This is a genomic window from Formosa sp. S-31 (assembly GCF_051172795.1).
GTDB lineage: Bacteria > Bacteroidota > Bacteroidia > Flavobacteriales > Flavobacteriaceae > Formosa.
The window spans coordinates 92,246-118,935 of the sequence record NZ_JAENDK010000002.1 but is presented as its reverse complement, the minus strand read 5'-3'; the positions used below and the strand labels follow the sequence as shown (position 1 = coordinate 118,935).

The following is a 26,690-nucleotide window of genomic DNA, read 5'->3' as shown; positions in this document are numbered from 1 at the left end:
ACTATTTCATTATTTTGAACACCAAATTATAAAGTATTAACCAGATCCCATTGCAATAACATTTGCTTTAGCCCCTCTTGTAAAGATGTTAATTCTCGTCCTAATATAGCTTTCATTTTAATGTTATTCGGGCAACGTCTACGCATATCGCCTTCTGATAAAGCCGGTAAATGAATGATTTCAGAACTTGAATTTGTAATTGATTTTATGGTATGCGCTAATTCTAATATCGTAATCTCGCTATGACTACCTACATTCAAAACTCCATTAATAAATTGATTTTGTGTCATAGCCTTAACACAGGTTTCAATAGTGTCATTTATAAAACAAAAGGATCGGGTTTGTAATCCATCGCCATAAATAGTAATAGGGGCACCCTGTTGTGCTGCTTTTAAAAACCGAGGAATAACAAAATCTTCACTTTGGTGCGGACCATAGGTATTAAAGAATCTAAAAACTGTATATGGTAATTCAAAATCTTTATAATAAGCTTTACAAAAAGCTTCTCCTACATTTTTCACAATAGCGTAAGGTAACCTGGAATTTAATGGTGTTGTACTTTCATGTTGTGGTACCTCAAAGGGCTCTCCATAAACCTCCGATGAACTGGAATAAAACACCCGTTTTACACCTGAATTTTTACTCAAAGACAAGATGTGCTTTATGCCTTCTATATCATCCAAAACGGCAATAGGATGCGCCAAAGTACGCTTAACCCCAACTACAGCTGCAAAATGAAATACATAATCAAAATCGAAACGACCAAATATAGGCACGATATCATTATAATCATTTACATTGGCCTTAATAAAAATAACATTTTCCCGTTCAGGTACGTGGCTACGTACACCAGTTAATAAATTATCTACAATTACAATTCTATTATTTGTATCTCCAGCAAGGATTTTTGCCAGTTGGCTTCCTATATTCCCGGCACCTCCTGTAATTAATATTGTGGTCATAGCGTTCAATAAAAAGATTGGTTAACATTGGAGTTAAATGGCTTGTTGTTAAAGTTAACCAATAAATCCTGTTTTCAAAATTTATCTCAAACTTATCGACCTACTATCCTTTAGCCTCGGTAAACCTCTACGATAAATCCCAAATGACCTATACCCAACTTTTAAAACTGCCGTCCAGAACCTGTCGTATATCATTTTCTAAACGGTCAAAAGTATACTGTTGCGACCATTGCAAGGCCTTCAGCGCCATAAGCTCAAGATTTTCCGTTTTATAGACCTTTAAAAAATGAGCTACGGCAGTTTCCAGTTCAGGGTTCACAAGGATTCCGCGAGTACCATGTCCCATCATCCACCCCACACAGGATACCGAAGTGGCTACAGGAATACAGCCAAAAAACATACCTTCGGCCACAGCTTTTGGCCAGCCTTCGCTTTTAGATAATAAAATATTAAAATGGGATTTGAGCAAAGCTGCCTTAACTTCACTTTTATCGCAATTCCCTCTTAAGAAAATAGAAGATTCCAGATTATGCTCTCTTACATAAACTTCCAGCTCTGGCATTAAAGGGCCGTCACCAAATAACTCGAGTTGGGCTGGCACCCCTTTTTTGTTTAATTTTTCTATAAACTGAATGGTTAACAAGGGCCGCTTACCAGGCACTAACATCCCGGCAAAAACAAATATTAAGGGTTGCGCATAGTCTTTTGCTTTAAATACTACTTTTTCATCTTCGGTATATGTAGCCGAAATAAAAGGATAAATATTTTTGGTTTCTCCCTGCCAGTCGCCATATACTAATACTTTCATGTTTCGAGTTAAAAACGTATTACGTAATATAGCCTGTTGCAATCTATAAGTCCATGGTTGTCCACTATTAGGATCCCAATTCCCTGCATATTTAGTGGATTTAGGCTTATTAGGAAAAAAGATCTGAGCCACGCTTGCTACCAGACTTACATGCGCCGGGCAACGTAAGTGAATATGGTCGGCCTCATGCATGACCTTACAAATCCTAAAAAAAACTACTGGGATGGCAAAAAAACTTTTGAGCACCCCTAAAAGGGTTAAGATATTAAAATCAGGTACTGGTGTAAATACAATATCCTTATCATAGGCTGAATCAATCCCTGTCGGAATATTGTCTGGCCGTTGGATTCCTACGACCAAAAGCTCGTCGACATATTTGCCCCATAGATTCATTTCTCTTACATAAGGACCGTATCCATAATACTTCCTGCCTTGATAAGTATGTTGAACTAAAGTGATAATGGCTAATTTCATTATTGAATTTTAGGTTTATTAAACATAAGACTCCACCAGCCCATAAAACGCCCCAAACCCTCTGTAAAAGCATTAATTTTCCTCTTTCCGAAAATACCAGAAAACGTCAAACAGGTTAAGAGTCCAGCCGTTAAATGCCACTTAAGCTTAGCCCTTAATGTTGGCTTTGGATACCGAACTCTCCAAATATACCAGCCATTTCGCAATACCATTTTACCATAAGTAAATTGATTTGGACGACCAGAGGCCTCATGATGATGTTCCAAGCGAGCACCAGTATTAACATATAACTTTCCTATTCTGGCCAACCGAAAACAAAAATCGGCATCCTCATACAGCCCATAGCCCTCAAAATAAGAAGAAAAAGTCAAAGCATCAAACACCTCTCTTCTGTAAGAGGAAACCCCTCCCATGAATTGTTCCACCTCATAGATGCTTTCAGAAGGCGGTAAAAAGCTCACTGAACGGCCGTGTGAAAAAGTAGGCAAATAACAAGGCGGTGTATCAGGTTGTAAACCAAATCTCCGCCTCACCCGAAATCGCTTGGGTTCGTCTCGCATCCAATCTTCTATATAAAACCAATATTTACTCTGTTTACCATCAGAGATACTCCAAGCCACTTCATTCGTAATATAACCTCCAACCCCTAAAGCTTCCGGATATCTTATATAAGTACTCAACAGTTTCTCAAAATAAGTGGGTTCTAAAATGATATCATCATCCAAAAAGCAAATAAAATCTATATTTTTATTCACTTTAGAAATACCATAATTACGCTGTTTGGTCAGGCCTCTGTCAATATCATCCACTTTATAATATTTCAGGTTTGGAAATATATCTTTTTCCAAAACTAGTTTTGAATGGTCATCTAAAGAACCATCTACAACTAAAATTTCATCAGGATACAACGTTTGTTGTTTTACTGATTTTAATAGTGTCAATAAAGCTTTGGGACGTTGATAAGTACAGATAATGAGGCTAAAATTCATGCTTAATACTTATTAAGAGTAACGTTCACCCAAATTAATCAATCGTTTGGCATAAGCCAGAGATTTACTAAATTGGAATTGTTTGTAAGGCAGCCTAAAAAACCTTAGCAACAGTTGTTTTTTAGAGCCTTTGAAAAAATAAATAAAAAAATGTTTTTTTCGCCATTCCTTAACTTGATTCATTGAGAAGTGTTTTAAAACACCGTAACTAATTGTTGGGCTTGGTATTGGTCGAATCCATTTTACAGGAGTATCCAGTTCCCAAGGCTGGGTTTTTCTATTCTTTCCTAAAACCCCCGCTTGCGTTCCCCAAAAACGATAACCTCCTTGAGGCGGCTTGAGATGTAAATTAGGAGAAAACGGATTGAATAACAAGACCTCACCCATTTTTAAAATGCGCAAACCAAAATCAGAATCTTCGCCATAACCGCCATCAAAATTAACATCGTTGCCCTGTAACTGTGCAACCAACTCCCGCTTTACTACCCCATTAGCATTACTGAACATGGGAGAAACCCCTACTTTCCATCGCGCTTCACTTAAAGCATTCAAACGTTTTTTTAAATCATTTAAATCCTGAGCCACGTGCTGCGCCATAATATCTAAGCCATTACAGGCCTTGGCTCCATAAGTTTGGAGTAACTTAATGTGATTTTCTACAAAATCCGGCAGGACCCTAACATCATCATCAGCAAAAATAATGTAATCCCCTGTACATAATGCGATAGCTTCATTTCGGGCACGACAACTCCCTTTGGTAGTTTGCCATTTCAGTGTAATATCAAAATTAAAATTCCTAGATTGATAGTACCTAACGTCACGCTCTGCTTCAGGGGTTGCATCTACAATAACCGCTTCTTTAATAGGATAGGTTTGCTGGTTATAGTCCTGTAATAACAATTCGGTATAATACTGACGTTTCATGGTTGGAATTACCAAACTTACCGTAGGATTCCCTTGTATAGGCTTTAGCGCTCTTAAAGAAATTGTAGGCGCTTTGTAGCGATTAATCGTTTTTGCTTTTTTAAATGCAGCGAATTCCTTTGGGAATTTAAAAAGCCCTTGACGCCACAACATATAATAAGAATGTCGCAACTTAAAATGTTTGGCAAAAAAACGGTACCTATCTTGGGTAGAGACCTTAACAGCTACAGAATCATACTCAAACAATCCTTTTATATACATGGGTATACCAGCGGCATAACGCAATAATGTAAAACCAAAATCCAACCCTTTTACAGCAACGCCTTCATAGTCCGCATCAAAACCCTTTAAAGTTTTCCACACCGAAGCCCGTACCACAAAATGATTGGCATCTACCCTCCAATTCACCGCTTGGGAAACACCTTCAAAATCATTGAGGAACCACCAATACACAGCTGTCTGGTATACTAACTCTGGAAAACAGTTTTTAAAACCATGGTCTAAACTGCTATGCCATACATCCCCAGGACCAGTAGCTAATTCATCCAAAAGTTCCAGCTTAGGAGAACCACAATACAGGAGTACATCTCCTGACATGGTGATATATGTTTTAAATTCCGTCATAATCCTTTATAATTTTCTTATAAAACGCGATACTTTTTTGTGCAGTCCTATGGGTTGAGAATAAATCTTCAATGCGTTTTCTACCGGTTTTACCTAGTTCCAGTCCTTTATTTTTATCTTTCAAAAGTTCAACAATTGTTAAAGCATAGGCCTCATGGTCTCTAGGATTAACTGTAAACCCAGTTTCTCCATCCACCATCAACTCCTTAGCCCAACCAATATTGGAACTCACCAAAGGTTTTTCCATTGCCAGAGTTTCCAACCAAGTCATGGGGAATGCTTCGGCAAAACTGGGCAAGACCACAACCTGTGCTTGGGCAATGTAGGTTTTTATAATCTCATAAGGCACCTCAACCAAATGTTTCACCTGGGCTTTAGCATTTGGGCTTAAGGCGTTCTGAAACAAACTCCATGTAGATTGTTGGGTCAATACATCTATATTGTCCTTACCTATTAAAACCAAATTAGCAGCTGGGAGTTGCTCTACTATTCGATTAAAAATAAAGGGAAGTTCCAACACACCTTTTTTACGCACTAAGGTCCCGAAATATAGAATTTGACAGTCTTGAATCTGCGAATGATCTGGGGTAAAGCTAGCAACATCAATACCATTATAAATGGTGGTAATATCTTGTTTTAAACCAAACAGAGCTTTAGTCTCTTCTCCCGTAAATGTACTGGCCGCCAGTAAAGCATCCGCATTCTGCATGGCCTTCCCTTCTAAAAACCGATGCTTCCATTTTTGCTGCCTTCCTTCCAAATGGCAAAAATAACCATCGCTGCCATGCATACGAATCACCAGGGGCACTGTAAATGTCATAAACGCCGAAAGTCCTGTCCAATCCGGGGCTTCAATCAGCTGAATCCCCTGAAGGTCAATCTCTTTTTGGATACGTCGCTGTAGTCGTTTGCGCTCCAAATACCAGTTAAAAGCCAAATTTTTTTTTTTAGTAATACCTACCAACCGAACCCCCTGGTCTTGAAGTGCTTTGTCTTGCCTTTGGCCTGTGACAAAGACCGTAACGGTTACCCCTTGTTGCACTAATGCTGCTGCCAGATTCTTAATACTGGTGCCCAGACCTCCCGAACGGGTGAAGTCTTCATGTGGATATTCGGGTGTAAGGAAGCCTATATGCATCGTACCAGATTAAAATGCTCCTCTACCATTTTCTCTAAACTGAAATTCTTTTCAATCTGAAGATTTACAGTATTAATAATACCACGTTCTCCTTTTACTATCCCTTTTAAAATAGCAACCAATGCATTTACATCACCTGCCTGAAATACAAATCCATTATCTTCATTTTTTACTAACTCCAGATTTCCTCCCACCTGAGTGGTAATAACCGGTACGTTTGCTGACAAACTTTCCAATAACGACAAGCTAAAGCATTCCATATAAGCAGGTTGTATCATATAACTATAGTTACAAAAAAGGTCGTTAAGTTGTGAGGTACTTCCATAAAATTTCACAGTCCTTTCAAGCCCCAGTTTCTGTACTTGTTGTTTTAATTCAGCTTCAAGCGGCCCTTCTCCATATATGTCTACCTGTATATTATTTTTTAAAAACGACTCCAATTGTGCCAGGGCCTGTAATAAATCCTGCACGCCTTTGGAAGGCCTAAGGTGGGAAGCGACTATAAATTTCCCTTCATTGGGAGCACTTCTTTTTTTAAAAACTGTGGTATCAATGCCATTATAAATCACCTTAGTTTTGCTAAGTAAGTATGTACCGTAATCCTCTAAAATACAATCCATCGTGTATTGAGATACCCCTACAAACTGATCTATATACCTTCCATACAAAAAACCTTTTATTTTGTTCTTTACCCTCTTTTTAAAAGGCACACCCGCTAAGGGTCTCGGATTATGGTCTACAGCTATCACATAAGCATTGGTCAAAGCTTTTAATTCTTTATAAAAAGGTGTACACAACTCCGTAAAATGGGTTATCACCACCCCATAGGGTTTCTGATGTTTTTGTATATAGTTTAGGGCAAACTGTTCTATGGCTTGCCCTTCGGAACTTATAATAGTTAACTCTTTATAAAACTTAAACCCCGAATAACTCGTAAAAAACCAATCGACCACATACCCTTCGTCTTTCGCCTTAGTATCAAAGGCTCTAAAAAACCGATCCATCCCGCCTATTCTATCAGAACGTAACTGGTAGTTACAGATAAGGGCAATTCGTTTAGTTTCCAAGAGCTACTTCTTTTATAGTTTCCACAAATCCTTTTGAAGTACCGTTTAGGGGTTTCCCTACTTGTAATTTAAGTAATCTGTGTTGCGCTTCCAGTCTCAGTTCAGGGTTATCCAAGGATTCCTGCAGGGCATTTATCAATTCATCAGCAGTCATTACTATAGACACAGCACCACTCTCTGCTACGCGCTTATAATGTGCATACTTTAAAAACCGTTGGTCGTCATATAGACCATTTTCGGAATTACCAAATACCGGATTAATGACTGGTTTATTAAAACACATAGCATCCAGACTCATCGTAGAACACATATTTACAAACACATCACAATGTTCCAAAACGCCTCTTAGATCTTCCATATCTTCAACCGTAGGCACCCGTTGCGACCAGGTTTCCTGATGTCCTTCTCTACTTAACGTCCATTTAGGATAATTCCATTTAATAAACGGAAACTTTTCCTTTAAATACAAAAAACGTTCTGGCGTCTCAGCGGGTGACGTTCTCACAAGAAAATTCACCCCCTTAAGAAGGTCCTCCTGTATTGCTTTAGCAATGGTTTCTATATACAAAGGATCGTTCTTACTGGTAGACACATCTCCACAGCTAAAACAAATCGTTTTCACGTTTGGATTCAATTGGAACTTTACCAAAAACACGTTCCTTTCTGTTGCATATCGTGTCAGCACATAAGGTTCAAATTGAGGCGTTCCTACCACTTGAATCTGTCTGGGGGTCACTGAACTATAAAACTGCAACAGCTCTTCCTTCATTAACGCACTCCACACAAAATAAGAATTAAAATTACCTGCCATTCGTCCTTTGGAGGCCAAATTGTCCCAACTAAAAATAAAAGCTCCGTTTGGGATTTTTAAGTGTTCAGCCGCATAAATCAAAGGCGCAATATAAGGCGGACGCTGATGGGTAAAAAATAAAAAATCAGGGGCATCAGCCTTTAAAAGTTTCAAATACCCTTTAGTAATAAAATGGTTTTTAAAAGTGACCTGCTGTAAACGGTTAAACCTTTGGATCCAGCGTTCTGAATGCAGAACACCTGTATATAAAAAGACCACTCTTTTAGTCCACCCTCTTATGGTATAATTAGGTTTTCTATTAATCCTGATACTATCTTGAATTCCAAAATTCCCCTTTTTATGACGTTGTAAATGCGCCATTTCTTTTAATTTTAAAAACAACCAGGTAAAGAAACGATCGGGATATACCTCTAAAGGCCGAATTTTAATTGGCGTATCAAATTCAGGATAAACATCCTCTGGTAAACACGAATAAATAATGACTTCTTGAAATTGTTTACTAGCTTCCATCATAAAATTACTCATGATAAAATTTCTAAATCCAACACCATCTGTAATAACTATACCTAATTTATTCATGTAAACTCCTTAAATTGTTTTTGATGATTCAACGTCCACAAGCTACCTGAATTCAGTATATCCATAAATAGCTGTGCACTATTACCCGAGCCGAAATTGGCTTTTACACCGTTTCTCCTTGCCTGAGAGACCTTATTTAAAGCTTTAGTTATTGCCTCATAACTATAATCAACATTAATGATATCACTGTGAGTAACACGATTATGTTGCCGTGTCCCGATATTAATAACCGGTATACCGTAATACGGGGCCTCCCGAACCCCTGCACTACTATTCCCTATAATAAAATTTGCTTGTTTTAGTAAGGTTAAAAAGTATTCAAACCGCAAGGATGGAAACACCCTAAATCTGGAGTTATTATCTAGTATTTTATAGGTATTTATAATAGCTGTACTTCCTAGGTCATTATTCGGAAAGATTACGACATAATTTTCTGAATCCTGCAATAACGCTTGTATTAAATTTTCAGCATATTGCCCCATTGCTTCATATTCGGTTGTTACGGGGTGAAACATAACAACTCCATAATGTTTAAACGGAATATTATAATAGGATTTTACTGTTTCCAGTTCCGGCAACGTATTAGAAAACATAATATCTACATCAGGCGAACCGATTTCGAAGATGGCATTTTCTAACTCTCCCATTTGTATTAATCGTCGTTTTGCTTCTGTGTTAGACACGAAATGCACGTGACTCATCTTACTGGTGGCATGACGTATCAATTCATCTATAGTACCTGAAATTTCACCACCTTCTATATGTGCTACCAGTATATTATTTAAGCTCCCTACAATTGCACTGGCCAAAGCTTCTACTCGATCGCCATGAATTACAATAAGATCGGGTTTACATTTTTTTACATATTCAGACAAACCCGAAATGGTTTTTGCCAGAGTAAGATCCATAGTACTTTCATTAGTGTCATTTGCGAAAGTATATACTTCACTAAATCCACAACGCTCAATTTCAATTAAAGTATACCCATACGTATGCTGTAAATGCATACCCGTAACAAAAACAAAGGGTTTAAATGCTGGAGATAATTCTACGGCCTCAATCAGCGATTTTATTTTGCCAAAATCTGCACGTGTCCCGGTAACAAAAAGTATGTTTTTAGAAGTAGGTTGCACTGAATAGTTGATAATAGCTTGGAGTTTAGGTTAGTTATCAGCAATATAATAATTTTAACAAAATAATAAACGCTCTAACATAAAAAGAACGAAATACAATTATCTGTCTTTAAAAAATTATACCAGAAACTAAAAAAATAGCAACTAGAATCGGCACCAAAACGCAAAAGCTTTAACCCTTCTCAATTATTCCCTTTCTGATCAACTATTTAAATAAAGTAAACCCAATTCTAACACAATAATTATTTGGCAATTTTACTTCTTTACTGGACATCGTCCCAACGCACCTGTACATCACTCTCTAAGTCCCTTACTGCTACTTTACCTATAAGATCGTTATAATATTCTGCGAAAATTTCTCCGGTGCCCGGACGCTTTACCCAAATATTATTTTTGGTAAACACCTCTCCTTTTTTTATGGGTGCTATACTGCAAACCGTAGCAAATGCAAAATCAATAGTAACCTGTTCTTCTTCGGCAGGTGCTTTTACACCGCCTCGCATTGTTGCTATTTCTGCACTATTGGTAATTAAATCTTTACAGTTTTGCTCATCCATACTACATACTATATCAGGACCTGTACGTTTCATGTGGTCGGTAAAATGTCGTTCTAAAATAGAAGCCCCTAAAGCCACGGCACCTAAACATGCATTATTATTTAAAGTATGATCGCTCAAGCCAAACACCTTATCCGGAAAGGCATAGTGCAACTCCTGCATAGCTCCAAAACGCACTAAATGCGATGGTGTTGGATATAAATTGGTAGTATGCAGTAAAGCCACAGGAACTTTAGCTTTATCAAAAATAGCAACTGCTTTTTGCACACTTTCGATAGTATTCATGCCTGTACTTAAAATCACAGGTTTGCCAAAAGAAGCAATATGCTGCAACAATGGATAATTATTGCATTCGCCAGACCCAATTTTATAGGCTGTGACCCCAAAGGATTCCAACCTATTGGCTGCTGCCCTGGAAAAAGGCGTTGATATAAAAATCATGCCTTTACTCTGAACATATTGCATAAGTTCATATTCTTCGGCTTCACTTAAAGCACAACGTTCCATAATATCATATATGGAAACCGTAGCATTTCCAGGGATCACGCTTTTAGCTGCACTACTCATTTCATCTTCCACAATATGGGTCTGATGTTTTACGACCTCCACACCAGCGCGTTGCGCAGCATCAACCATTTCTTTGGCAACTTGTAAAGACCCTTCGTGATTGATACCTATTTCAGCAATAACTAAAGGCGGAAAGTCCATTCCTATTTTTCTACCTGAAATTTCTATGTATGGGTGACTCATTTAATAATTTTTAATTGTTCCTATTAGTAAATACAATTTCTAATATAATGCTATAATGCTTCGCTGTTTAAGCTTCCCCCTCCTTGTCAGGCTGAGCCTGTCGAAGCCCCCTTTCCAGCAAAAACTCCGCATATTCAAAATCCTCTAAAGTATCTATATCTATCTTAGCAAAAGGATGATCTACTACCATAGCGTAATGATTATCCCCTAAAAGCCTTCCCTTTTTAATATTCTCAATACTAGAAATATACAACAAGCCATTTTCATAATACAAAGGTTCCAAATCCTGACTGCGTTGTCCCAACGCGTAATTATAGGGGACAAACGTATTACCTTCCAAAGTACCAAATTTCTGCTGATTTCTACTCACAGTCATCAAGCTGTCATACCCTCCTTCTTCAAAAATTTCCAAAGCTTCTTGCAAAAGGTGTTTTGGCCTCAAAGGATTCGTAGGCTGCAACACCACCACATACTCACAAGCACAAGCAATCGTTTCTAACACATGTTTTAAAGCCGAAACAGTAGTGGCGGTATCACCACACAACACCTCAGGTCTATCTACAACTTGTGCTGCATGAGCAACTGCAATAGCTTTAACCTCAGGATCATTAGTAGTAACATAAACAGCATCTGCTAAATCAGGATGGCTCTGGGCATACGCTATACTATGCGCCACCAAAGGCGCATCGCCTAAAACGCTCACATTTTTTTTAGGCAACCGCTTGGAATCCCTTCTGGCTGGTATAATAACTATAATTCGGTTTGAACTCATACTTGCTTTAACTGTTTTTGCCATGAAATTTAATTTACCGGTACCTTCTTTAGAACTTTATCCCATCTAAACTTTGGAAAACTCGACAAAAAAGAAAGTTTAGATAAAAAAATCAATACTTTAACAACCTTTTCATTCTTCGCTTTCAAATTCTGTTTTATTACCTCCAATATATATATCAAATTCTCTTCATCCTTATTAATCACAGCTCTATAAAATTGATTTATTAACATCCTATAAGAACTTCTTATCAAATCAGTATCATCTAATTCTATAGCTCTTTCTAAATTCATGGCTAAAGCATAATTTTCAGACGTTTTATAAAATGGATTATATGAAAGTTGATTTTTATAAGATGAACCATCTTCATGCATACGGTACTGATACAAACTAATGTTTTGAACATCGTAGTCATCCCTATGTAATTTAAAAAACAAACGACTATAAAACTCCATTTCTTGGCATTTTGTCAACGACTCATTAAATAGCGCTCTACCTTTCAAAAACTCCCTAGTAAAAATCACAGTTGGTGTAATTACATCTAATCCTCCTAAAACAAAATCATAATAAACATTATCTGTATCAAATACATTTAAAAACTTTTTATGATTTAAATTTCGGTCAACCACTTCTCCACTTGTTATCAATAGCTTTAAATTTGGTTTAAAAAGCGCTACCTTTTTACTTAAAAAACCTGGTAACATAATATCATCATCATCAAACCATTGTATGTAATCACCTTTGCTCAATCTAAATCCATAATTTCTACAGGCATTAGCTCCCTTTATCAATTTATCTGGCCTTTTATAGTAACGTATACGCGAATCTCTTAAAGAAAACTCATTCATCACAATTGATGTATCATCTACCCCACCATCATCTACAACAATACATTCCCAATTTTTATAATCTTGCTTAAGAATACTATCAATTGTTTCTGTCAACAATTCTTTTCTATTATATGTAGGAATTATAATGGAGACCATATATTTACTATTAAGCTAAATTTTTTATTCGAGTAAAAAATCAATAATGCCAACGTCTTTTTGTCATTTCCTTAGGCAACCCCTTAAACTTAATAAACCAATTGATAAATTTCTTATTCTCCATAAGTTTTCGAAACAAATGGTTTTTCATAAAATAAGACAAATAAGAGGTTGTAAGCGGTTTATAGGTATAACTTAACATTTCACCTTCAAATTGCTTGAGATTGTCAAACACTTCATCCATCCAAGGTTCATGTACATTCCCCATATGATACGCGTAATTGTTTTCAGTAGTCAACCTCCAACCACCTATTTTTAATACTGGTTCATCAAAATATTTACGCAACATCATACCCATTTTTTTATTAGTTACTTCAACGGGTCTCTTTGCCAAAGCTGAATACCTGTAAGTAGCAACAAAATGACCTGAACCTACTATAGCTTTAAAACCCAATTTATTCTCGATAGAAAGTTTTACTTTTAAAAAATCTTGATTATAGTTATTATCCCAGCCAATACTCTTGTAAAAATGCTGCATAGACTCAGGATTTACAACTTTAGTAAAAGTTAATTTTTTTGAAAAAAAATGTTCAAAAAGTAAATTACTGCATAAATCAGCATACATTTTAAATTGAGGAACTATACCTACAACACCCGCTTTAGGGAAATTGTTAAAAATTCTTATAGTTTCTGTTTGCCAATCATTTAAAAACAAAACGTCTGCATCCGCAATTGTTATTAATTCAATTCTAGCTCCAGAAAGCCCCTTATTAATAGCATTTATTTTACCTATGTTTCCGGTATGAATAAGTTCTTGAATAAGTCCTTTTGAATAAAGTTCCTGAAGGTACTTTGTTACATCCATACAACTACCATTATTAACTACCGTAATAAACGTTTTTTTATGTATGGTTTTAAATAAAGATTCCAAACAACATTGTAAAATCTTTAAAGCATCTTTAAAATATCCCTCTTGGTTAGGAATATATACAGGCAGTACTACTTGATGAATATATTCAAATGCTTCTAAAGTTCTGTTTTTATTAGGATTGACACCTTTACGCATTATTAACAACTAAACTAACTATATTTTGATATTCTCTCTTAATAATATGTGTTGAATATTGTTTCAAATATAAATTTCTATTTTCAAGTCCAATTTTACAAACAGCATCCCCCTTTAACTTATTTAGTTTAAAAATTATTTGTTCTATTGAAGCTAAATTATCTTGAGAAAACCAAAATGAATTATTAGACATTTCTAACCGTTCAATCATAGCACCTACAGGTGTTGAAACTATAATCTTACCCGCTGCCATGGCTTCTAAACCAACTAATGGTCCCGTTTCTTCTTTAGATGCAACAACCAACACATCTATCAACTTAAAAAAATCTGCTAATTGTCCATGTTCTACCAATCCTAAATAAAAAACATTCGGAGCCTTATCAATCATTTTTAATATATCTCCAAGCAAAGGTCCATCTCCTGCAATAAAAAAAGAATATCCCAATTCAATAAAAATTTTAGTTAACGGAATTATTTGTTTTTCTTCACTTAAACGACCTAAAAAACCAAATTTCAATGGCCCCTGATTGTTTATTTTCAATTTCAAAAGTTGAGATTCACACGTACAACACTGATCTATTACTACATAATTATGAGGGAGAAAAAATTCTAAATTACGAGCATTTGCTTTTGAATGATGAATAAAAAAATTTACTTTATTTAAAATTGATTTTATGTTTTTGGGAACATTAAAAATTGTTCCCGTTGTTCTTACTAATATAGGTATATTGTTAGTTTCACAAAAAAGTATTGTTTCTTTTAAATATAAAGAAGAAAGCTGTACTGGCATAATAACCAAATTACTTTCCAATAATATATCATAAAGAACTTTCAACCTCTTTTTATAATAGTTAAAATACCTTTTAGCCCAAGTGTTTGAAGCATATCCAAAAAAATGCTTGGTATTACCATTTTTAAAAGCATTTAGAAAAGCTAATATTCTAATTATTCTATATCTATCTGTAATAATCTTATCCAAAGTTGAAGATTGAACTTTTTCATGTATTTCATTTAAAGCAAAAGAATTATTTGTCATATAACTAGTTGAAACAATTCTAACTTTATAATTATTACATAAGGCTTTCGCAATGATATTAACTTCGACATCTCTCCCTCCATAATCACCAAAGGGCCCCAATATTAATATTTTTTTCAAAATATCTTTTCTTTTAATTTAAACAAAATTGAGCCTCTTTTTATTGCACTTTTAAAAAACATCAGATAATATATTATTAAATACGGATATTTTTGTTTAACTATATCGTATAAGTAATCTTTAGCATTTTCTAAATAAGGATGTGGTAATCCAATTCCATATTCAATTAAAATATTTTGTATTATCCTCCAAGATTTAATAGATTCTTGAATTTTAAATCTATTATTTTCTAGTTTACTCTTTGAGTCCTTTCCTTGTCTTCGATAAAATACTAGTATATCTCTAACTACCCCTATAAAACTTGCGTTTAATATAATTCTTGTAAAAAATTCTCCATCCTGATTAACACTCAAACTTTCATTCCATAAATTTGATTTTAAAACAACATCACGGGAAATCAAATATGAATGAGATGGTAAAAAAGTTCTATTTATACCAAAATCTACCAAAATCTTACTAGGAACAATGTAATCAGTATAACTTACATTACTCCATTGCTTTTCATCTTCTTGAGGTGTTTTAACAAATCTCTTCCAATAACAAATTGATATTGACTTTTTTATTTTAAATATTTTTTCTACCTGTAACTCCAGTTTTCTTTCTCCAATTAAATCATCGCTATCCAACCAATTAATAAATTCCCCTTTACTCAACTCAAAACCATAATTCCGGGCGGCATTTCCTCCTGGTAAGCGGTCTGCCGGGCGGTGATGATATTGAAAACGGGCATCCTTAGCGCAGTAGTTAGTCATAACTTCTGATGTCGAATCGCTACTGCCATCATCCACGACGATACATTCCCAGTTCGTATAGGTTTGTGCCAAAACAGAATCTAGCGTCTCCCCTATAAGATGCGCACGGTTGTAGGTAGGAATAATAATGGACACCAATGGTGAGTTGGTCATAGACTGGGTAGTTTTTAATAGCTGTGTTCTAATATAATAAATTGTTTGTAGTCCGCTCCCTTTAGAGTGTAGTTTTTTATTTATAAAACGTGATTCGTGAAGCGTGAGACGTGAAGCGTGCAGCCAGTCAGTATTCTTTAGTCGGCAGTCTTTAGTTATTTGGTGTCACTTCGAGTGATTTTTACGAAGCGCAACGAAGTAAAATTATATCGAGAAGCACTATGTAAACCCGGTCTCGATACACCGCCTAAAGTCGGCACTCGACCTGACATTCTATATTAAAACCCTTAAACGTGGTGCGTGAGACGTGAAGCGTGTAGCGAGGAATGGTATAATAGTATAGTTGTGTAATTGATAAATAATCACTTAGTAATATGATGATATCGTCAAAGATGAACCGTGAAGCGTGAAACGGGATTTTGTATAATCGTTTAATTGGACAAATACGTTTAACAACTCACGATTAACGATTCACTATCAAACTATTATTCCATTATACTCCTATAAAAGAACCTGTCACTTCGAGTGATTTTACGCAGAGCAACGAAGTAAAATTGTATCGAGAAGTATTTTGAAACCCGGTCTCGATACACCTCCTAACGTCGGCACTCGACCTGACATTCCATATTAAATCGTTAAGGGTGATGCGTGATGCGTGAAACAGGATTTTATATAATCGTTTAATTAGACAAATACGTTTAGCCACTCACGATTAACGAATCACTATTATGCTATTATACGCCTATACAAAGAACCTGTTACTTTGAGTGTTTTTTAAAAAACATCGTGGAACAAAATTGTATCAGAAAACTAACTCTTTAAGAAAACACATCCTTAGTCCTGAAACGGACACCTATACTCTATAGTTTGCGTACGGGCGCCGAAGTAGCGTATAACATGTGGTAAGTAACGTTCCCATATAAATGCCTTTCTTCTAAACGCCCTGTTCCAACTTGCATTGGGGAACAAGCGATGGAAACGCTCCAGTATACCCAAAGGATATACTTTAACATGCGAAAAATACTTTTCTCCTATTCTGCTGTAATGCCTACCACTATTATTCCTGTCCGGATGCGGATCTGCTAACTTCCAGGCCTTAAATTTAGCGCATTGTAAACTCGAGGGTCTTCCCTTTACGGGTATCATCCAGCGCAAAGTATCTAAAATTTTACTATTTACAGCTGGTTCAACATACCTTACCTGCCCTGTTTGTTTTAAAATAGCTACAATTCTCTTTAAAAAGGCCTTTTCCTGTTCATGTGTTAAATGATGCACAAATGCCTTTCCTATTACAATATCAAATGTGGTCTCTGGCAACGGAATCTTTAAAAAATCGCCCTCCAAATAACGTATAGGATATTTAAAAGCATAATTTGCATTTAAAGCTTTTACAATCTCGCCCGATTTAGAAGAGATATCGTTTGCCCAAACCTCGGCTCCCAAAGCCGCCATGACCGCTGCATTAGTACAATCGCCACAGCCCAGCTCAAGAACTTTTTTTCCTTTTAAACTGTTTTTAAAATCATCTCTGTACATACAAACCCAAGACGTATCAGTTGTTGTAGCATCATCCAAAAAGGCATCTAAATATTCCAATTTTTTCAAAATACCGGAAATATTTACACAGCTATAAACAGAATCGTAATGTGTTTTATTTACTGCTGTATTAACTTCTGAATGTAAAGATGCCATAGGGATTAATATTTAAATCGGAATTTTAATTATCTGTTTAAAGAAAAGAATCTATAATCCTATAGCTCCTTTTTATCTACTCTAATCTAAAATAATAATTTTAAAATAAGAATTTGGCTTCTACTACTATTTTTATCACGGCATAGAACCTAAACGCACCTAAATTACTTAAACTTTTATGTTACTAAGATATTATGGATACGGGGAATGTGTAGAGAGTTTATATAGCAATACTTGGATACAGTAAATTGTTATGTACTGGAATATGATTCGTGAAACGTGAAGCGTGTAGTCAATCTGTAGTCTATAGTCTATAGTCTATAGTCGGTAGTCTTTAGTAATTTGGTGTAACTTCGAGTGATTTTACGAAGTGTAATGGAGTGAAATTGTATCGAGAAGTACAGTTTAAACCTAGTCTCGATACACCGCCTGACGTCAGCACTCGACCTGATAATTCGTATTAAATCGTTAAGGGTGATGCGTGAGACGTGAAGCGTGTAGCCAGTCAGTAGTCTTTAGTCGGTAGTCTTTAATTGCTTGGTGTCACTTCGAGTGATTTCACGAAGAGTAACAAAGTAAAATTGTATCGAGAAGTATTTTGAAAACCGGTCTCGATACACCGCCTGAAGTCGGCACTCGACCTGACATAACATATTAAATTGTGAAATTTGGTACGTGAGACGTGAAACGTGTAGCTAGTCAGTAGTCTTTAGTTGGCAGTCTTTAGTTACTAGGTGTCACTTCGAGTGATTTTGTGGAGCGCAGGGGAGCAAAATTGTATCAAGAAGTATTTTGAAACCCGGTCTCGATATAGCTCCTGCCGTCGGCACTCGAGCTGATAATTCGTGTGAATTTCACCTAAAAAAAAGTAACTAACGGAGAGGTGTAAAAAAACGTACGGTGCGAATGATAAAAACATGCGGTGGTTTTAAGTAAAAGATGCGGTGCGTTTAGTTAACTTCACCGTACGTTTTTTAGAACGGTCTTTAAGACTCTTAAAATTAACTGCAGTATATCGAATTTAACAGCTAAAATTTGGGAGGCTAAAAAGAAAAAAATACATTTAATACCATAAAAAAACCTCGAATATGTTGGAGCATATCCGAGGCCTTTAGGTTCATGTTAAAAACAATACTAAGCGGACACTTTGGTATATTTTACAGTCTTTAACATAGCTTTTAAATCAGAACCAGGCGAGAATAATATTTTCGCCTTTTTTATGGCACTTGCCGAAAGCTCTTCAGAGGTTTCGACACCTTCACTACTTAGCGACATACGAAAACTGCCTAGATCTCCAAGATCGACAATTTTACCATCTGCCAAATGGTAGGTTACCAATTCTGATAATGAAATAAGTACAGCATAACAATCTGCACGACTTACTGTACTTTGCCTGGCTGCCAGTTGCGCCAAAGCTTTAAGATCTAAGCGGCCATCACTAACAGCCTGTGCATAGAACTTTTCCTGTGCAAGTAAATCCTGAGGATTTTTCTTGCCAATGGTCTTGAATTTAACCATTTTTATTTGGGGTATTTGTAACGCCCTTTTATTCAGGCGAATCCGGCACTATTGCCTTCATGCTTATAAAGGTAACTGAAAACCAATCACTTAATAAAAAAACTTATAAACAACAAAGGAATAGAATACTTTAACTTTTATGTGTTTTTTCTTACATAAAACACACCATTTATCGAATCACCAACATTTAATCTTCAAAAAAGCACATTTGAACCACAAAAAGAAGCTATTTTCTTACTTTGCAATACCTTTTAAGCTAACCTATTAACACTCCAATTGTTAATAACTTGGAAAAAACCTTAAAAACCTAAATATCAGATTAAAAAAAAGAAACAATATTTTCTCATATTTATAACTAGTTCAACCCCAAACTCATAAAAAAATTATCCATTTTTTTTGCCAAATTTATGGGTTCTAGTTCATCTAATAATAAAGAATCTAATTTTTTTGTACTAAATACACAATCCTTCGCCGCTGAATTTAAAGCTTCAATAACCGCATTCAAATTATTTGGATTAAAAGAATAACATTCATATTTGTCAAGTATTTCAGTTAAATTCCCTGTCCGCGGTCCTACAATTACTTTCCCAAACGTTAAGCCCAAAAACAGCACCCCTGAATTCAACGAATTAAACCTTGGAATAAAAACAACATCGGCAGCCGAAACTAATTCAGATAATTTACTATGTTCTAAAAATCCATAATTAAAATAACACCTTCTATTCCAGTTGAAATTATATAGTCGTTCAATAAGATCTTTTACATCTATTATTTTTCTTAAACGCCATCTACCTTTAAATTCTATATCAGACTTTTTCCATAACATCCTTGGTACAATTAATTGTTTATGTTTTACCTTTAACTTTTTAAATGACTTAATAATTAATTTACGTTCTTCTAAATTTCTAACTCTACCAGGAGCAATTACGATAAATGAGTCCTTCCTAAAACCTAATCTTTTTCTAGCCTCAAATTTATCTTCTATTTTATAACTACACTTATATAAACTATGAGAAATTACTATATGTCTTCTTTTTGGATATATCTTTTCAAACTTCTTTTTACTGAATTCTCCTAAATGAATCATAGCGTCACAATTGGAAATGATTAGGTTATACAATTTAGTAAACATAACTGAACCTCCTTCATGAGGTTGCAAATTATGCACCATATAAACAATTTTAATCTTCTGTTTCCAATACGCCAACTTTTGCTTTAAATCCAATAATTGGTTAATTGTAGGCTCCTTCCAGTTAAACAATTGTTCTGGCCAATGAATTAAAACGAGATCATAATCAGAAATATCTACTGCATTTTCATCGTAATAATAATCATGAATACTACAATGCGTAATTTCATCAAAAAATGGATTTTTATCTTTTAATGTCGGGATTAAAATCTTCATTTAATTCTTAATTCTCTGAAAAAAACCTGCCAAACAGCCCTTTATCCGAGCTTTTAAAATATCATCTGGGAATTTTCTTTGTTTAATACATTTTATTAATTCTTTAACTATATCTTTATTAGAATTAAACAAAACCGTACTATAATTAATTTTAAGTAATTTAGCCATGAGTAACCTATTTCTCTCCATGTAATAATAATAAGTTTTCCCTTTCTTACTAGATAAATGATAAGCGGACACTCTCGAATCAACCATCAATTTATATCCATTGTTTTTAGCCCTTATACACCACTCTGTTTCTTCAAAATACAAAAAGAAATCGTTTAACATAAATCCAATTTCTTTAAAAACAGAAGTCCTCGCTAAAAAGACACTTCCATTTACATAATCAACAATATGAGGTGTATTTAAATTCTTTACTTCTGAGTTTAACTTATTATAATTTAAATGTGTAGTAAAAACACCATAAGATAAATCAATAATCCCTCCGTCTGAATATATTCTATTTAAATTTGACCTATAACAAATTCTTGGCCCTATTGCTGCAATTTTTGGATCTTTCTCAATTTCATTAAGTAGATGCTGTACAGTAGACTCTTCAATTCGAATATCCGGATTAAGTAAAAAAACATATGGTATATTAAAATCTATAGCCTTCATTATACCTAATTTATTCCCTGCCGAATATCCAAGATTAACTTTATTAATAATTAAATCTTCTATAGCTATTTTATCAATTAATAATTTTTTATGGAAATCATCAGAAGCATTATCAATAACACTTATCCGATATTGAAATTTATATGACGTCTTTATTTTATCATATAATTCAATTGTTTCTATAGCTGAATTGTAATTTAATATTATGAAATTAACTAGCATATTAATTTAAAATATTAAATATCCTGTTATAAACACTTTGCTTTTGTTTCTTTACTCTTTCATTTACATATTTGAAATCCCAATTCCGCAATCTAACTTCAATTTTGTTTAATTCTTCCATTGGAACGTTTTTGTACTTTTCTCCCATCCAAGTTGTATTGTAATTCTCTAACTTTTCTATACTAGGATTTAGTCCAATAAAAGGTACTCCGAAACTTTGGGCCGTTATTGCTCCATGTAAACTTGTTCCTAAATACAGTTTTGAATGACTAATGCAATACATTATTTCAAAAATATTTTGGGGTTGGCAATAGTAAAACGTTTCTTCCAAAGTACTAATTTGTCTTAAGACAATATCATCCTCATGTCCTAAGGCCAAACCTATAGGACATAATAAAACTTTAACATCTAACTGTATACTTAATTCCTTTAAACTGGAAACAAATGCATTTAAATTTTTAGGCCTATAATATTTTCCTATTTGAATAAAGAGATAATCATTATTTAGAGGATTGAAAGCAGAACTACATAAATCTATTAAATTATCCTTTGTAAAAAAATCCGACATTATAATTGCTGAGTCTGCTACAAGTTCTGCATTCTCTTTTATCTTTTTTATGGAATCATAACTTCTTCGATCCCTTAAACTAATTGAACTGGCAGATAGAAGTGCCCTAGATATTTCAATCTGTCTTTCACTAGGAAAGTCCTCTTTTATAACTCCCCCTACACTATTATAGTGTATCTTTACTTTATCGGATAATTCAAATTGTGCTGGACAAAATGGTTCTCTTACTCTTCTACTACATAATAATTTAGCTGCTAGATTATACTTTGTATTTAATTTTCTAAATTTATAACTCTTTAATAATTTAACGTACATCGGGTTTATATAAGAATACAGTTTTGTCCAGTCAGGAAAAAACACTTCTCCCCCTCCTATTACGACTTTACCTCCTTCTTTTTTAACTCTCTTTAGAAACGTCTTATAGGATTCAGTTTTCAAAGCCCCAAAATGACTTAAGTTACTTGATACCAAACCATAATTATAAAACACTATTGGTATTTCTAATTTTTCTGCGGCTTTTTTAAATATTATAGGAAATAATAAATCGCCATAATTAATCCTGTCTGCTGCAGACAAAAAATGAATTACTTGTTTATTGCCATTCATAATCTATGTACACTCCTTTCTTCCAACTTGGTAATTTTCCATGTCCATAAAAGTCTCCCTTCTCCCCTGAAATCCAAAAACAAGCTTCTAAATGTTCTAGTAAATCACTATTCCTTTTAATATAACAATTCATATAGTATTCCCCTTGAACTAAAGGCCATTTTAAAATTTTTAAAGTTGCAGAAAAAGTCTCTGATATATCATCATAACATTTATCCATGACTTCAGTTGAACAATGTATTAAAGGCATATCGTTAATATCATAAATTCCCACTCCAAGTGAAAAAGGACCTTCAAGAGCTTTGTTTAAAATTGATAACTCTAAATAAATTTCATCACCACTCAATACAGTGGATTTTTCCTCCCCAAAACGATTTAAAATTCTAATATTTGAAATCGATATTCCTGAAGTCTCTTTTTTTATAGTATTTCTATTAAACCCAACGGTAGTATCTTTTCTGGACACATAAAAATCAATAGCATCCTCCACATCCCCCTCAAACACACTCCTGCCATGCTCCAGTACAATTGCTCGCGTACACAAATTTTTGACCGCAGCCATATTATGGCTCACAAACAGCACCGTACGCCCTTCACTTGTACTGATGTCCTGCATCTTCCCGATGGCTTTTTTCTGAAACTCGGCATCCCCCACAGCCAGCACCTCATCTATCACCAGAATATCGGGCTCTAAAAAGGCGGCTACGGCAAAAGCCAGACGCACCCGCATCCCGCTGCTATAGCGTTTTACAGGGGTATCTACATAACGGGCACAACCAGAAAAATCAATAATCTCGGCTTCCTTAGCCTTAATTTCCGCTTTGGTCATCCCCAGAATCGCCCCGTTTAAATAGATGTTTTCCCGTCCAGTAAGTTCCGGGTGAAAGCCTGTCCCCACCTCCAGTAAACTAGCAATACGTCCGCGGGTTTTAATTTCGCCCGTCGTTGGACTCGTAACCCGGGATAATATTTTTAAGAGGGTCGACTTCCCGGCACCATTCTTCCCGATAATACCCAGCACTTCCCCCTGCTGCACTTCAAAATTAATATCATGCAAAGCCCAGGCATAATCGCTTGTACTGGCAGTACTGCGATCATTCACTTCCCCCACCTTTAAATATGGGTCGTCCTTACCCCGAATACGATGCCACCACCGATTTAAATCGTGGCTCAGCGTCCCGGTTCCAATCGTACCCAGGCGGTATTGTTTACTTATATTTTCGGCTTTTAAGATAGTCATTGTCTAATTGTATAATCGCGTAGTCGCATAATGGAATAATTGTCCTTCTATGTATTTTATCTAAAAAGATTAAAGTTTAGCCTTAATATAATTTTTATATCCTATTAACAATTTACGCACTTTATGCAGTTGCTTCTCCACTAATTCAAAATCGCTTGATATATAATTGAGCTTTTCTGATATCAATAATTGAGTCTCCAATTCACTGGCTGATCCCATGGCTATACCAATAAACTGATATAATTCTTTAAATCCGTTTCTGGCACTTCCTTCTGCTATATTGGATGGAATAGAAACTGCAGATCTCCTGATTTGCGATGTTAACCCATACAATTCGGAGCTCGGAAACGTTGTAGTTATTTTATAAACCAGCTCCACTAAGACCATAGCTTCCTTCCATACATCTAAATCCTTATGATTCATTTTCACTCCTTTTAAATTCAAAATTATATACTTCCATCACACTACTATACCACTATACTATTATTCCACTACACTAACACGCTCCTAAACCGTATCAATAAACGTTTTCTCGGTTCTGTTAAATATGAGAATCCCTGTTAACAAAACAAACAGCGTCACTCCAATGGTATATAGAATGCCCGGGAGACTAAGCGTACCAGAACTTAAGAGCATATAGCGCCAGGTTTCTATAATATAGGCTAAAGGATTGTATTCCACCAGCCAGGCTATGCGCGGCAATTTTTCTCGCATAAGGGCTAGCGGATACATAACAGCCGAGACATACATTAACAGCTGAATCCCAAAACCGATTAAAAATTTTAAATCGCGGTACTTCGTAACAAACGATGAAATAATCATGCCCAGTCCCAGTCCTAAAAGGCCCATCATGATAATGAGCAATGGGAAAAAAATAAGCGTCCAGTGCACCTGAATGTCAGCTCCCTGGAACACGAAATACATATAAAACGCTAAAAAAATTAGGAGTTGAATTCCGAATTTCAACAGATTGGAAATGATTACCGATAAGGGCATAATAAGTCTTGGAAAATAGACTTTACCAAATATAGCGGCATTACTTTTAAAGGTATCGCTGGTAGACGTTAAGCAGTTATTGAAATAATTCCAGATGCTGATACCTGCCAGATTAAACAAAAATGGCGGCACCGTTCCGGTTTCAATATTGGCGACTTTATTAAAAATGAGAGTAAAGGTAATTGCAGTAAACAAGGGCTGAATTAAGTACCATAAAGGCCCCAGTATGGTTTGTTTGTATACCGTAACCACATCGCGCTTTACAAATAAAACCAGTAAATCCCGATAGTGCCAGAGTTCCTTAAAATTAAAATCGAAAAGCTTACGCTTGGACGAAATGGTATACAGCCATGGCAGCTCTGGTGGATTTGAGGAATTCAATAGCGATTGGTTTTAGTTCTAGCTAATATAATAATCTGAAGCTAATTATCAAATCCAACACGCCTAATCCCTTTAAATTTAACAACAAACCCTAATCGTATAATCGACTAAGAGTATCATTGTTAAATAGTTTTACAGTAAATCCATTATACCACTATACAAGTAAACTATTAAACTACTACTCCACTAGTACGCTATACGATTCACGTTTCACCTCTCACGTCTCACGTCTCACAACTAAAGACTACAGACTACAGACTAAAACCACTACACGACTAAACCACTTAACTATTCTTCGCCTCATATTTCACGTTTCACCTCTAACGACTCACAACTAAAGACTGCAAACTAAGACCTAAAGACTTAAGTATCGAGACCGGGGATACAATACACTTCTCGATACAATTTTATTCCGTTCCGCTTCGTAAAATCACTCGAAGTGACACAAAAAACTAAAATCAACAAAGGATTACTAAACACTTCACGAATCACGTTTCACATCTCACAACTCACGACTAAAAACTAAGAACTAAAAACTAAAACCACTAAACAACTATACCATTATACCATTCTTCACCTAACGTTTCATCCCTAACGACTCACAACTCCTTACTACTGACTATCGACTATCGACTAACAACAACAGACTCCCCAACAAAATTAACCCGCACTTAACACCTCAATATCAATAATTACTGTATTTTTGACACTTAAAAAATAGCATATGAATTTATCTCAGGTAAAACTAGTTGTCACCGATATGGACGGGACTTTACTAAATGACAATGGTGAATTAAGTCCGAAATTTTATCCGCTTTACGAGGCATTAAAGGCTAACGACATCCATTTTGTAGCCGCCAGCGGCCGACAGTATTACAGCATTATTGAGAAATTAAATGCCATTAAAGACGAGATTACCATCATTGCCGAAAACGGAGGGATTACCAAGCGCGGCAATCAGGAACTGGCAAAAACCTTACTCACCAAGGATAAAATTGACAGTCTGATTCCTTTATTGCGCACGTTGGACAATGTATTTATTGTGCTTTGTGGAAAAACCAAAGCCTATATAGAAACTAAAGATTTACACTTCCCGAAATTACTCAGTGAGTATTACACGGAATTTGAAATTGTAGAGGATCTGACTCAGGTAAATTCCGATGAGTTTTTAAAGATGGCGATCTATCACCCGGTAAATTCTGAAACTTATATTTATCCGCATGTTAAACATCTGGAAGCCGAACTACAGGTCAAAGTATCCGGAGAACACTGGCTGGATGTATCACACACCGATGCCAATAAAGGCTTTGCACTGAAACAGGTTCAGGATAGTCTGGGCGTTACCGAAGCAGAAACGATGGTTTTTGGGGATTACAATAACGATCTGGAAATGCTGGGACTGGCATACTTTAGTTATGCGATGCAAAACGCCCATCCAAACGTAAAGAAAGCTGCTCGCTTTGAAACCAAAAGTAACGAAGAACAAGGTGTGGAATACATTCTGGAACAGCTTATTGCTTCGAAACAGTAAGTAACTGATAGTCGGTAGTCGGTAGTCGGTAGTCGGTAGTCGGTAGTGAAATTAAAGTTTCAATATTCAATATTCAAATTCCAAAGGTTTCCAAATAGAATTGAGATTTGAGTAGTGAGAATTGAGACACTACTAATTTCAACACACTTCTTCTCGATAAAATTTTGCTT

Annotated in this window: 23 protein-coding genes; 1 reads left to right on the top strand and 22 read right to left on the bottom strand. The window is 35.4% G+C overall.

The window, feature by feature from the left end:
• Positions 1 to 26 precede the first annotated feature (26 nt).
• From I3217_RS00710 to I3217_RS00605, 22 genes are all read right to left on the bottom strand, one after another.
• Positions 27 to 962, bottom strand: coding sequence for an NAD-dependent epimerase/dehydratase family protein (locus I3217_RS00710; protein WP_435047799.1), 936 nt, complete (start codon positions 960 to 962; stop codon positions 27 to 29).
• A gap of 148 nt (positions 963 to 1,110) precedes the next feature.
• Positions 1,111 to 2,244 (bottom strand): glycosyltransferase family 4 protein, encoded by a 1,134-nt coding sequence (locus I3217_RS00705; RefSeq protein ID WP_435047798.1) that lies wholly within the window; start codon positions 2,242 to 2,244, stop codon positions 1,111 to 1,113.
• Positions 2,244 to 3,233 (bottom strand): glycosyltransferase family 2 protein, encoded by a 990-nt coding sequence (locus I3217_RS00700; protein WP_435047797.1) that lies wholly within the window; start codon positions 3,231 to 3,233, stop codon positions 2,244 to 2,246. Before I3217_RS00700 ends, I3217_RS00705 begins: the two co-directional genes overlap by 1 nt.
• A 12-nt stretch (positions 3,234 to 3,245) precedes the next feature.
• Entirely contained in the window at positions 3,246 to 4,781 is a 1,536-nt protein-coding gene (locus I3217_RS00695; RefSeq protein ID WP_435047796.1) for a glycosyltransferase family 2 protein, read from the bottom strand.
• On the bottom strand, positions 4,768 to 5,919 hold the full coding sequence (locus I3217_RS00690; RefSeq protein WP_435047795.1) for a glycosyltransferase family 4 protein: 1,152 nt from the start codon (positions 5,917 to 5,919) through the stop codon (positions 4,768 to 4,770). The genes I3217_RS00695 and I3217_RS00690 overlap by 14 nt, the downstream gene beginning before the upstream one ends.
• The gene (locus I3217_RS00685; RefSeq protein WP_435047794.1) at positions 5,910 to 6,986 is read right to left on the bottom strand and encodes a glycosyltransferase family 4 protein; all 1,077 of its coding nucleotides are present in this window, start codon (positions 6,984 to 6,986) and stop codon (positions 5,910 to 5,912) included. Before I3217_RS00685 ends, I3217_RS00690 begins: the two co-directional genes overlap by 10 nt.
• On the bottom strand, positions 6,976 to 8,376 hold the full coding sequence (locus I3217_RS00680) for a hypothetical protein (protein ID WP_435047793.1): 1,401 nt from the start codon (positions 8,374 to 8,376) through the stop codon (positions 6,976 to 6,978). Before I3217_RS00680 ends, I3217_RS00685 begins: the two co-directional genes overlap by 11 nt.
• Positions 8,373 to 9,509 (bottom strand): UDP-N-acetylglucosamine 2-epimerase, encoded by a 1,137-nt coding sequence (neuC, locus tag I3217_RS00675; protein ID WP_435047792.1) that lies wholly within the window; start codon positions 9,507 to 9,509, stop codon positions 8,373 to 8,375. Before neuC ends, I3217_RS00680 begins: the two co-directional genes overlap by 4 nt.
• Positions 9,510 to 9,772: 263 nt before the next feature.
• Positions 9,773 to 10,816: an N-acetylneuraminate synthase family protein gene (locus I3217_RS00670; protein WP_435047791.1), complete on the bottom strand. Its 1,044-nt coding sequence runs from the start codon at positions 10,814 to 10,816 to the stop codon at positions 9,773 to 9,775.
• Between the two features lie 67 nt (positions 10,817 to 10,883).
• Complete coding sequence (locus I3217_RS00665; protein WP_435047790.1) at positions 10,884 to 11,588, bottom strand: cytidylyltransferase domain-containing protein; 705 nt, start codon at positions 11,586 to 11,588, stop codon at positions 10,884 to 10,886.
• Between the two features lie 29 nt (positions 11,589 to 11,617).
• Complete coding sequence (locus tag I3217_RS00660; protein ID WP_435047789.1) at positions 11,618 to 12,574, bottom strand: glycosyltransferase family 2 protein; 957 nt, start codon at positions 12,572 to 12,574, stop codon at positions 11,618 to 11,620.
• Positions 12,575 to 12,614: 40 nt separating this feature from the next.
• Complete coding sequence (locus tag I3217_RS00655; protein ID WP_435047788.1) at positions 12,615 to 13,640, bottom strand: glycosyltransferase family A protein; 1,026 nt, start codon at positions 13,638 to 13,640, stop codon at positions 12,615 to 12,617.
• On the bottom strand, positions 13,633 to 14,796 hold the full coding sequence (locus tag I3217_RS00650) for a glycosyltransferase family 4 protein (protein ID WP_435047787.1): 1,164 nt from the start codon (positions 14,794 to 14,796) through the stop codon (positions 13,633 to 13,635). Before I3217_RS00650 ends, I3217_RS00655 begins: the two co-directional genes overlap by 8 nt.
• Positions 14,793 to 15,701 carry a glycosyltransferase family 2 protein gene (locus tag I3217_RS00645; RefSeq protein WP_435047786.1) on the bottom strand — a complete coding sequence of 303 codons (909 nt, stop codon included), beginning with the start codon at positions 15,699 to 15,701 and terminating at the stop codon, positions 14,793 to 14,795. The genes I3217_RS00650 and I3217_RS00645 overlap by 4 nt, the downstream gene beginning before the upstream one ends.
• A gap of 834 nt (positions 15,702 to 16,535) precedes the next feature.
• Complete coding sequence (locus tag I3217_RS00640; protein WP_435047785.1) at positions 16,536 to 17,393, bottom strand: class I SAM-dependent methyltransferase; 858 nt, start codon at positions 17,391 to 17,393, stop codon at positions 16,536 to 16,538.
• A gap of 1,134 nt (positions 17,394 to 18,527) precedes the next feature.
• Entirely contained in the window at positions 18,528 to 18,911 is a 384-nt protein-coding gene (locus I3217_RS00635) for an HU family DNA-binding protein (protein WP_435047784.1), read from the bottom strand.
• A 355-nt stretch (positions 18,912 to 19,266) separates the two neighbouring features.
• Entirely contained in the window at positions 19,267 to 20,316 is a 1,050-nt protein-coding gene (locus I3217_RS00630; RefSeq protein ID WP_435047783.1) for a hypothetical protein, read from the bottom strand.
• Positions 20,317 to 21,198: a glycosyltransferase gene (locus tag I3217_RS00625; RefSeq protein ID WP_435047782.1), complete on the bottom strand. Its 882-nt coding sequence runs from the start codon at positions 21,196 to 21,198 to the stop codon at positions 20,317 to 20,319.
• 1 nt (position 21,199) lies between these two features.
• Complete coding sequence (locus I3217_RS00620; RefSeq protein WP_435047781.1) at positions 21,200 to 22,342, bottom strand: polysaccharide pyruvyl transferase family protein; 1,143 nt, start codon at positions 22,340 to 22,342, stop codon at positions 21,200 to 21,202.
• A gap of 16 nt (positions 22,343 to 22,358) precedes the next feature.
• The gene (locus I3217_RS00615) at positions 22,359 to 23,612 is read right to left on the bottom strand and encodes an ABC transporter ATP-binding protein (RefSeq protein ID WP_435047780.1); all 1,254 of its coding nucleotides are present in this window, start codon (positions 23,610 to 23,612) and stop codon (positions 22,359 to 22,361) included.
• 69 nt (positions 23,613 to 23,681) lie between these two features.
• The gene (locus I3217_RS00610) at positions 23,682 to 24,035 is read right to left on the bottom strand and encodes a four helix bundle protein (RefSeq protein ID WP_435047779.1); all 354 of its coding nucleotides are present in this window, start codon (positions 24,033 to 24,035) and stop codon (positions 23,682 to 23,684) included.
• 84 nt (positions 24,036 to 24,119) lie between these two features.
• Complete coding sequence (locus tag I3217_RS00605) at positions 24,120 to 24,989, bottom strand: ABC transporter permease (protein ID WP_435047778.1); 870 nt, start codon at positions 24,987 to 24,989, stop codon at positions 24,120 to 24,122.
• Between the two features lie 724 nt (positions 24,990 to 25,713).
• Between I3217_RS00605 and I3217_RS00600 the strand changes: the two genes are divergently transcribed.
• Positions 25,714 to 26,520 carry an HAD family hydrolase gene (locus I3217_RS00600; protein WP_435047777.1) on the top strand — a complete coding sequence of 269 codons (807 nt, stop codon included), beginning with the start codon at positions 25,714 to 25,716 and terminating at the stop codon, positions 26,518 to 26,520.
• The last annotated feature ends 170 nt before the right edge of the window (positions 26,521 to 26,690 follow it).

What these genes read in the sequence shown, in the direction of transcription:
- I3217_RS00695 (WP_435047796.1), bottom strand. Translation starts at nt 4,781, where the DNA reads ATGACGGAATTTAAAACATATATCACCATGTCAGGAGATGTACTCCTG.
- I3217_RS00610 (WP_435047779.1), bottom strand. Translation starts at nt 24,035, where the DNA reads ATGAATCATAAGGATTTAGATGTATGGAAGGAAGCTATGGTCTTAGTG.
- I3217_RS00625 (WP_435047782.1), bottom strand. Translation starts at nt 21,198, where the DNA reads ATGCTAGTTAATTTCATAATATTAAATTACAATTCAGCTATAGAAACA.
- I3217_RS00600 (WP_435047777.1), top strand. Translation starts at nt 25,714, where the DNA reads ATGAATTTATCTCAGGTAAAACTAGTTGTCACCGATATGGACGGGACT.
- I3217_RS00635 (WP_435047784.1), bottom strand. Translation starts at nt 18,911, where the DNA reads ATGGTTAAATTCAAGACCATTGGCAAGAAAAATCCTCAGGATTTACTT.
- I3217_RS00645 (WP_435047786.1), bottom strand. Translation starts at nt 15,701, where the DNA reads ATGACCAACTCACCATTGGTGTCCATTATTATTCCTACCTACAACCGT.
- I3217_RS00665 (WP_435047790.1), bottom strand. Translation starts at nt 11,588, where the DNA reads ATGAGTTCAAACCGAATTATAGTTATTATACCAGCCAGAAGGGATTCC.
- I3217_RS00680 (WP_435047793.1), bottom strand. Translation starts at nt 8,376, where the DNA reads ATGAATAAATTAGGTATAGTTATTACAGATGGTGTTGGATTTAGAAAT.
- I3217_RS00670 (WP_435047791.1), bottom strand. Translation starts at nt 10,816, where the DNA reads ATGAGTCACCCATACATAGAAATTTCAGGTAGAAAAATAGGAATGGAC.
- I3217_RS00700 (WP_435047797.1), bottom strand. Translation starts at nt 3,233, where the DNA reads ATGAATTTTAGCCTCATTATCTGTACTTATCAACGTCCCAAAGCTTTA.
- I3217_RS00615 (WP_435047780.1), bottom strand. Translation starts at nt 23,612, where the DNA reads ATGACTATCTTAAAAGCCGAAAATATAAGTAAACAATACCGCCTGGGT.
- I3217_RS00710 (WP_435047799.1), bottom strand. Translation starts at nt 962, where the DNA reads ATGACCACAATATTAATTACAGGAGGTGCCGGGAATATAGGAAGCCAA.
- I3217_RS00660 (WP_435047789.1), bottom strand. Translation starts at nt 12,574, where the DNA reads ATGGTCTCCATTATAATTCCTACATATAATAGAAAAGAATTGTTGACA.
- I3217_RS00655 (WP_435047788.1), bottom strand. Translation starts at nt 13,640, where the DNA reads ATGCGTAAAGGTGTCAATCCTAATAAAAACAGAACTTTAGAAGCATTT.
- I3217_RS00705 (WP_435047798.1), bottom strand. Translation starts at nt 2,244, where the DNA reads ATGAAATTAGCCATTATCACTTTAGTTCAACATACTTATCAAGGCAGG.
- I3217_RS00690 (WP_435047795.1), bottom strand. Translation starts at nt 5,919, where the DNA reads ATGCATATAGGCTTCCTTACACCCGAATATCCACATGAAGACTTCACC.
- I3217_RS00630 (WP_435047783.1), bottom strand. Translation starts at nt 20,316, where the DNA reads ATGAAGATTTTAATCCCGACATTAAAAGATAAAAATCCATTTTTTGAT.
- I3217_RS00640 (WP_435047785.1), bottom strand. Translation starts at nt 17,393, where the DNA reads ATGGCATCTTTACATTCAGAAGTTAATACAGCAGTAAATAAAACACAT.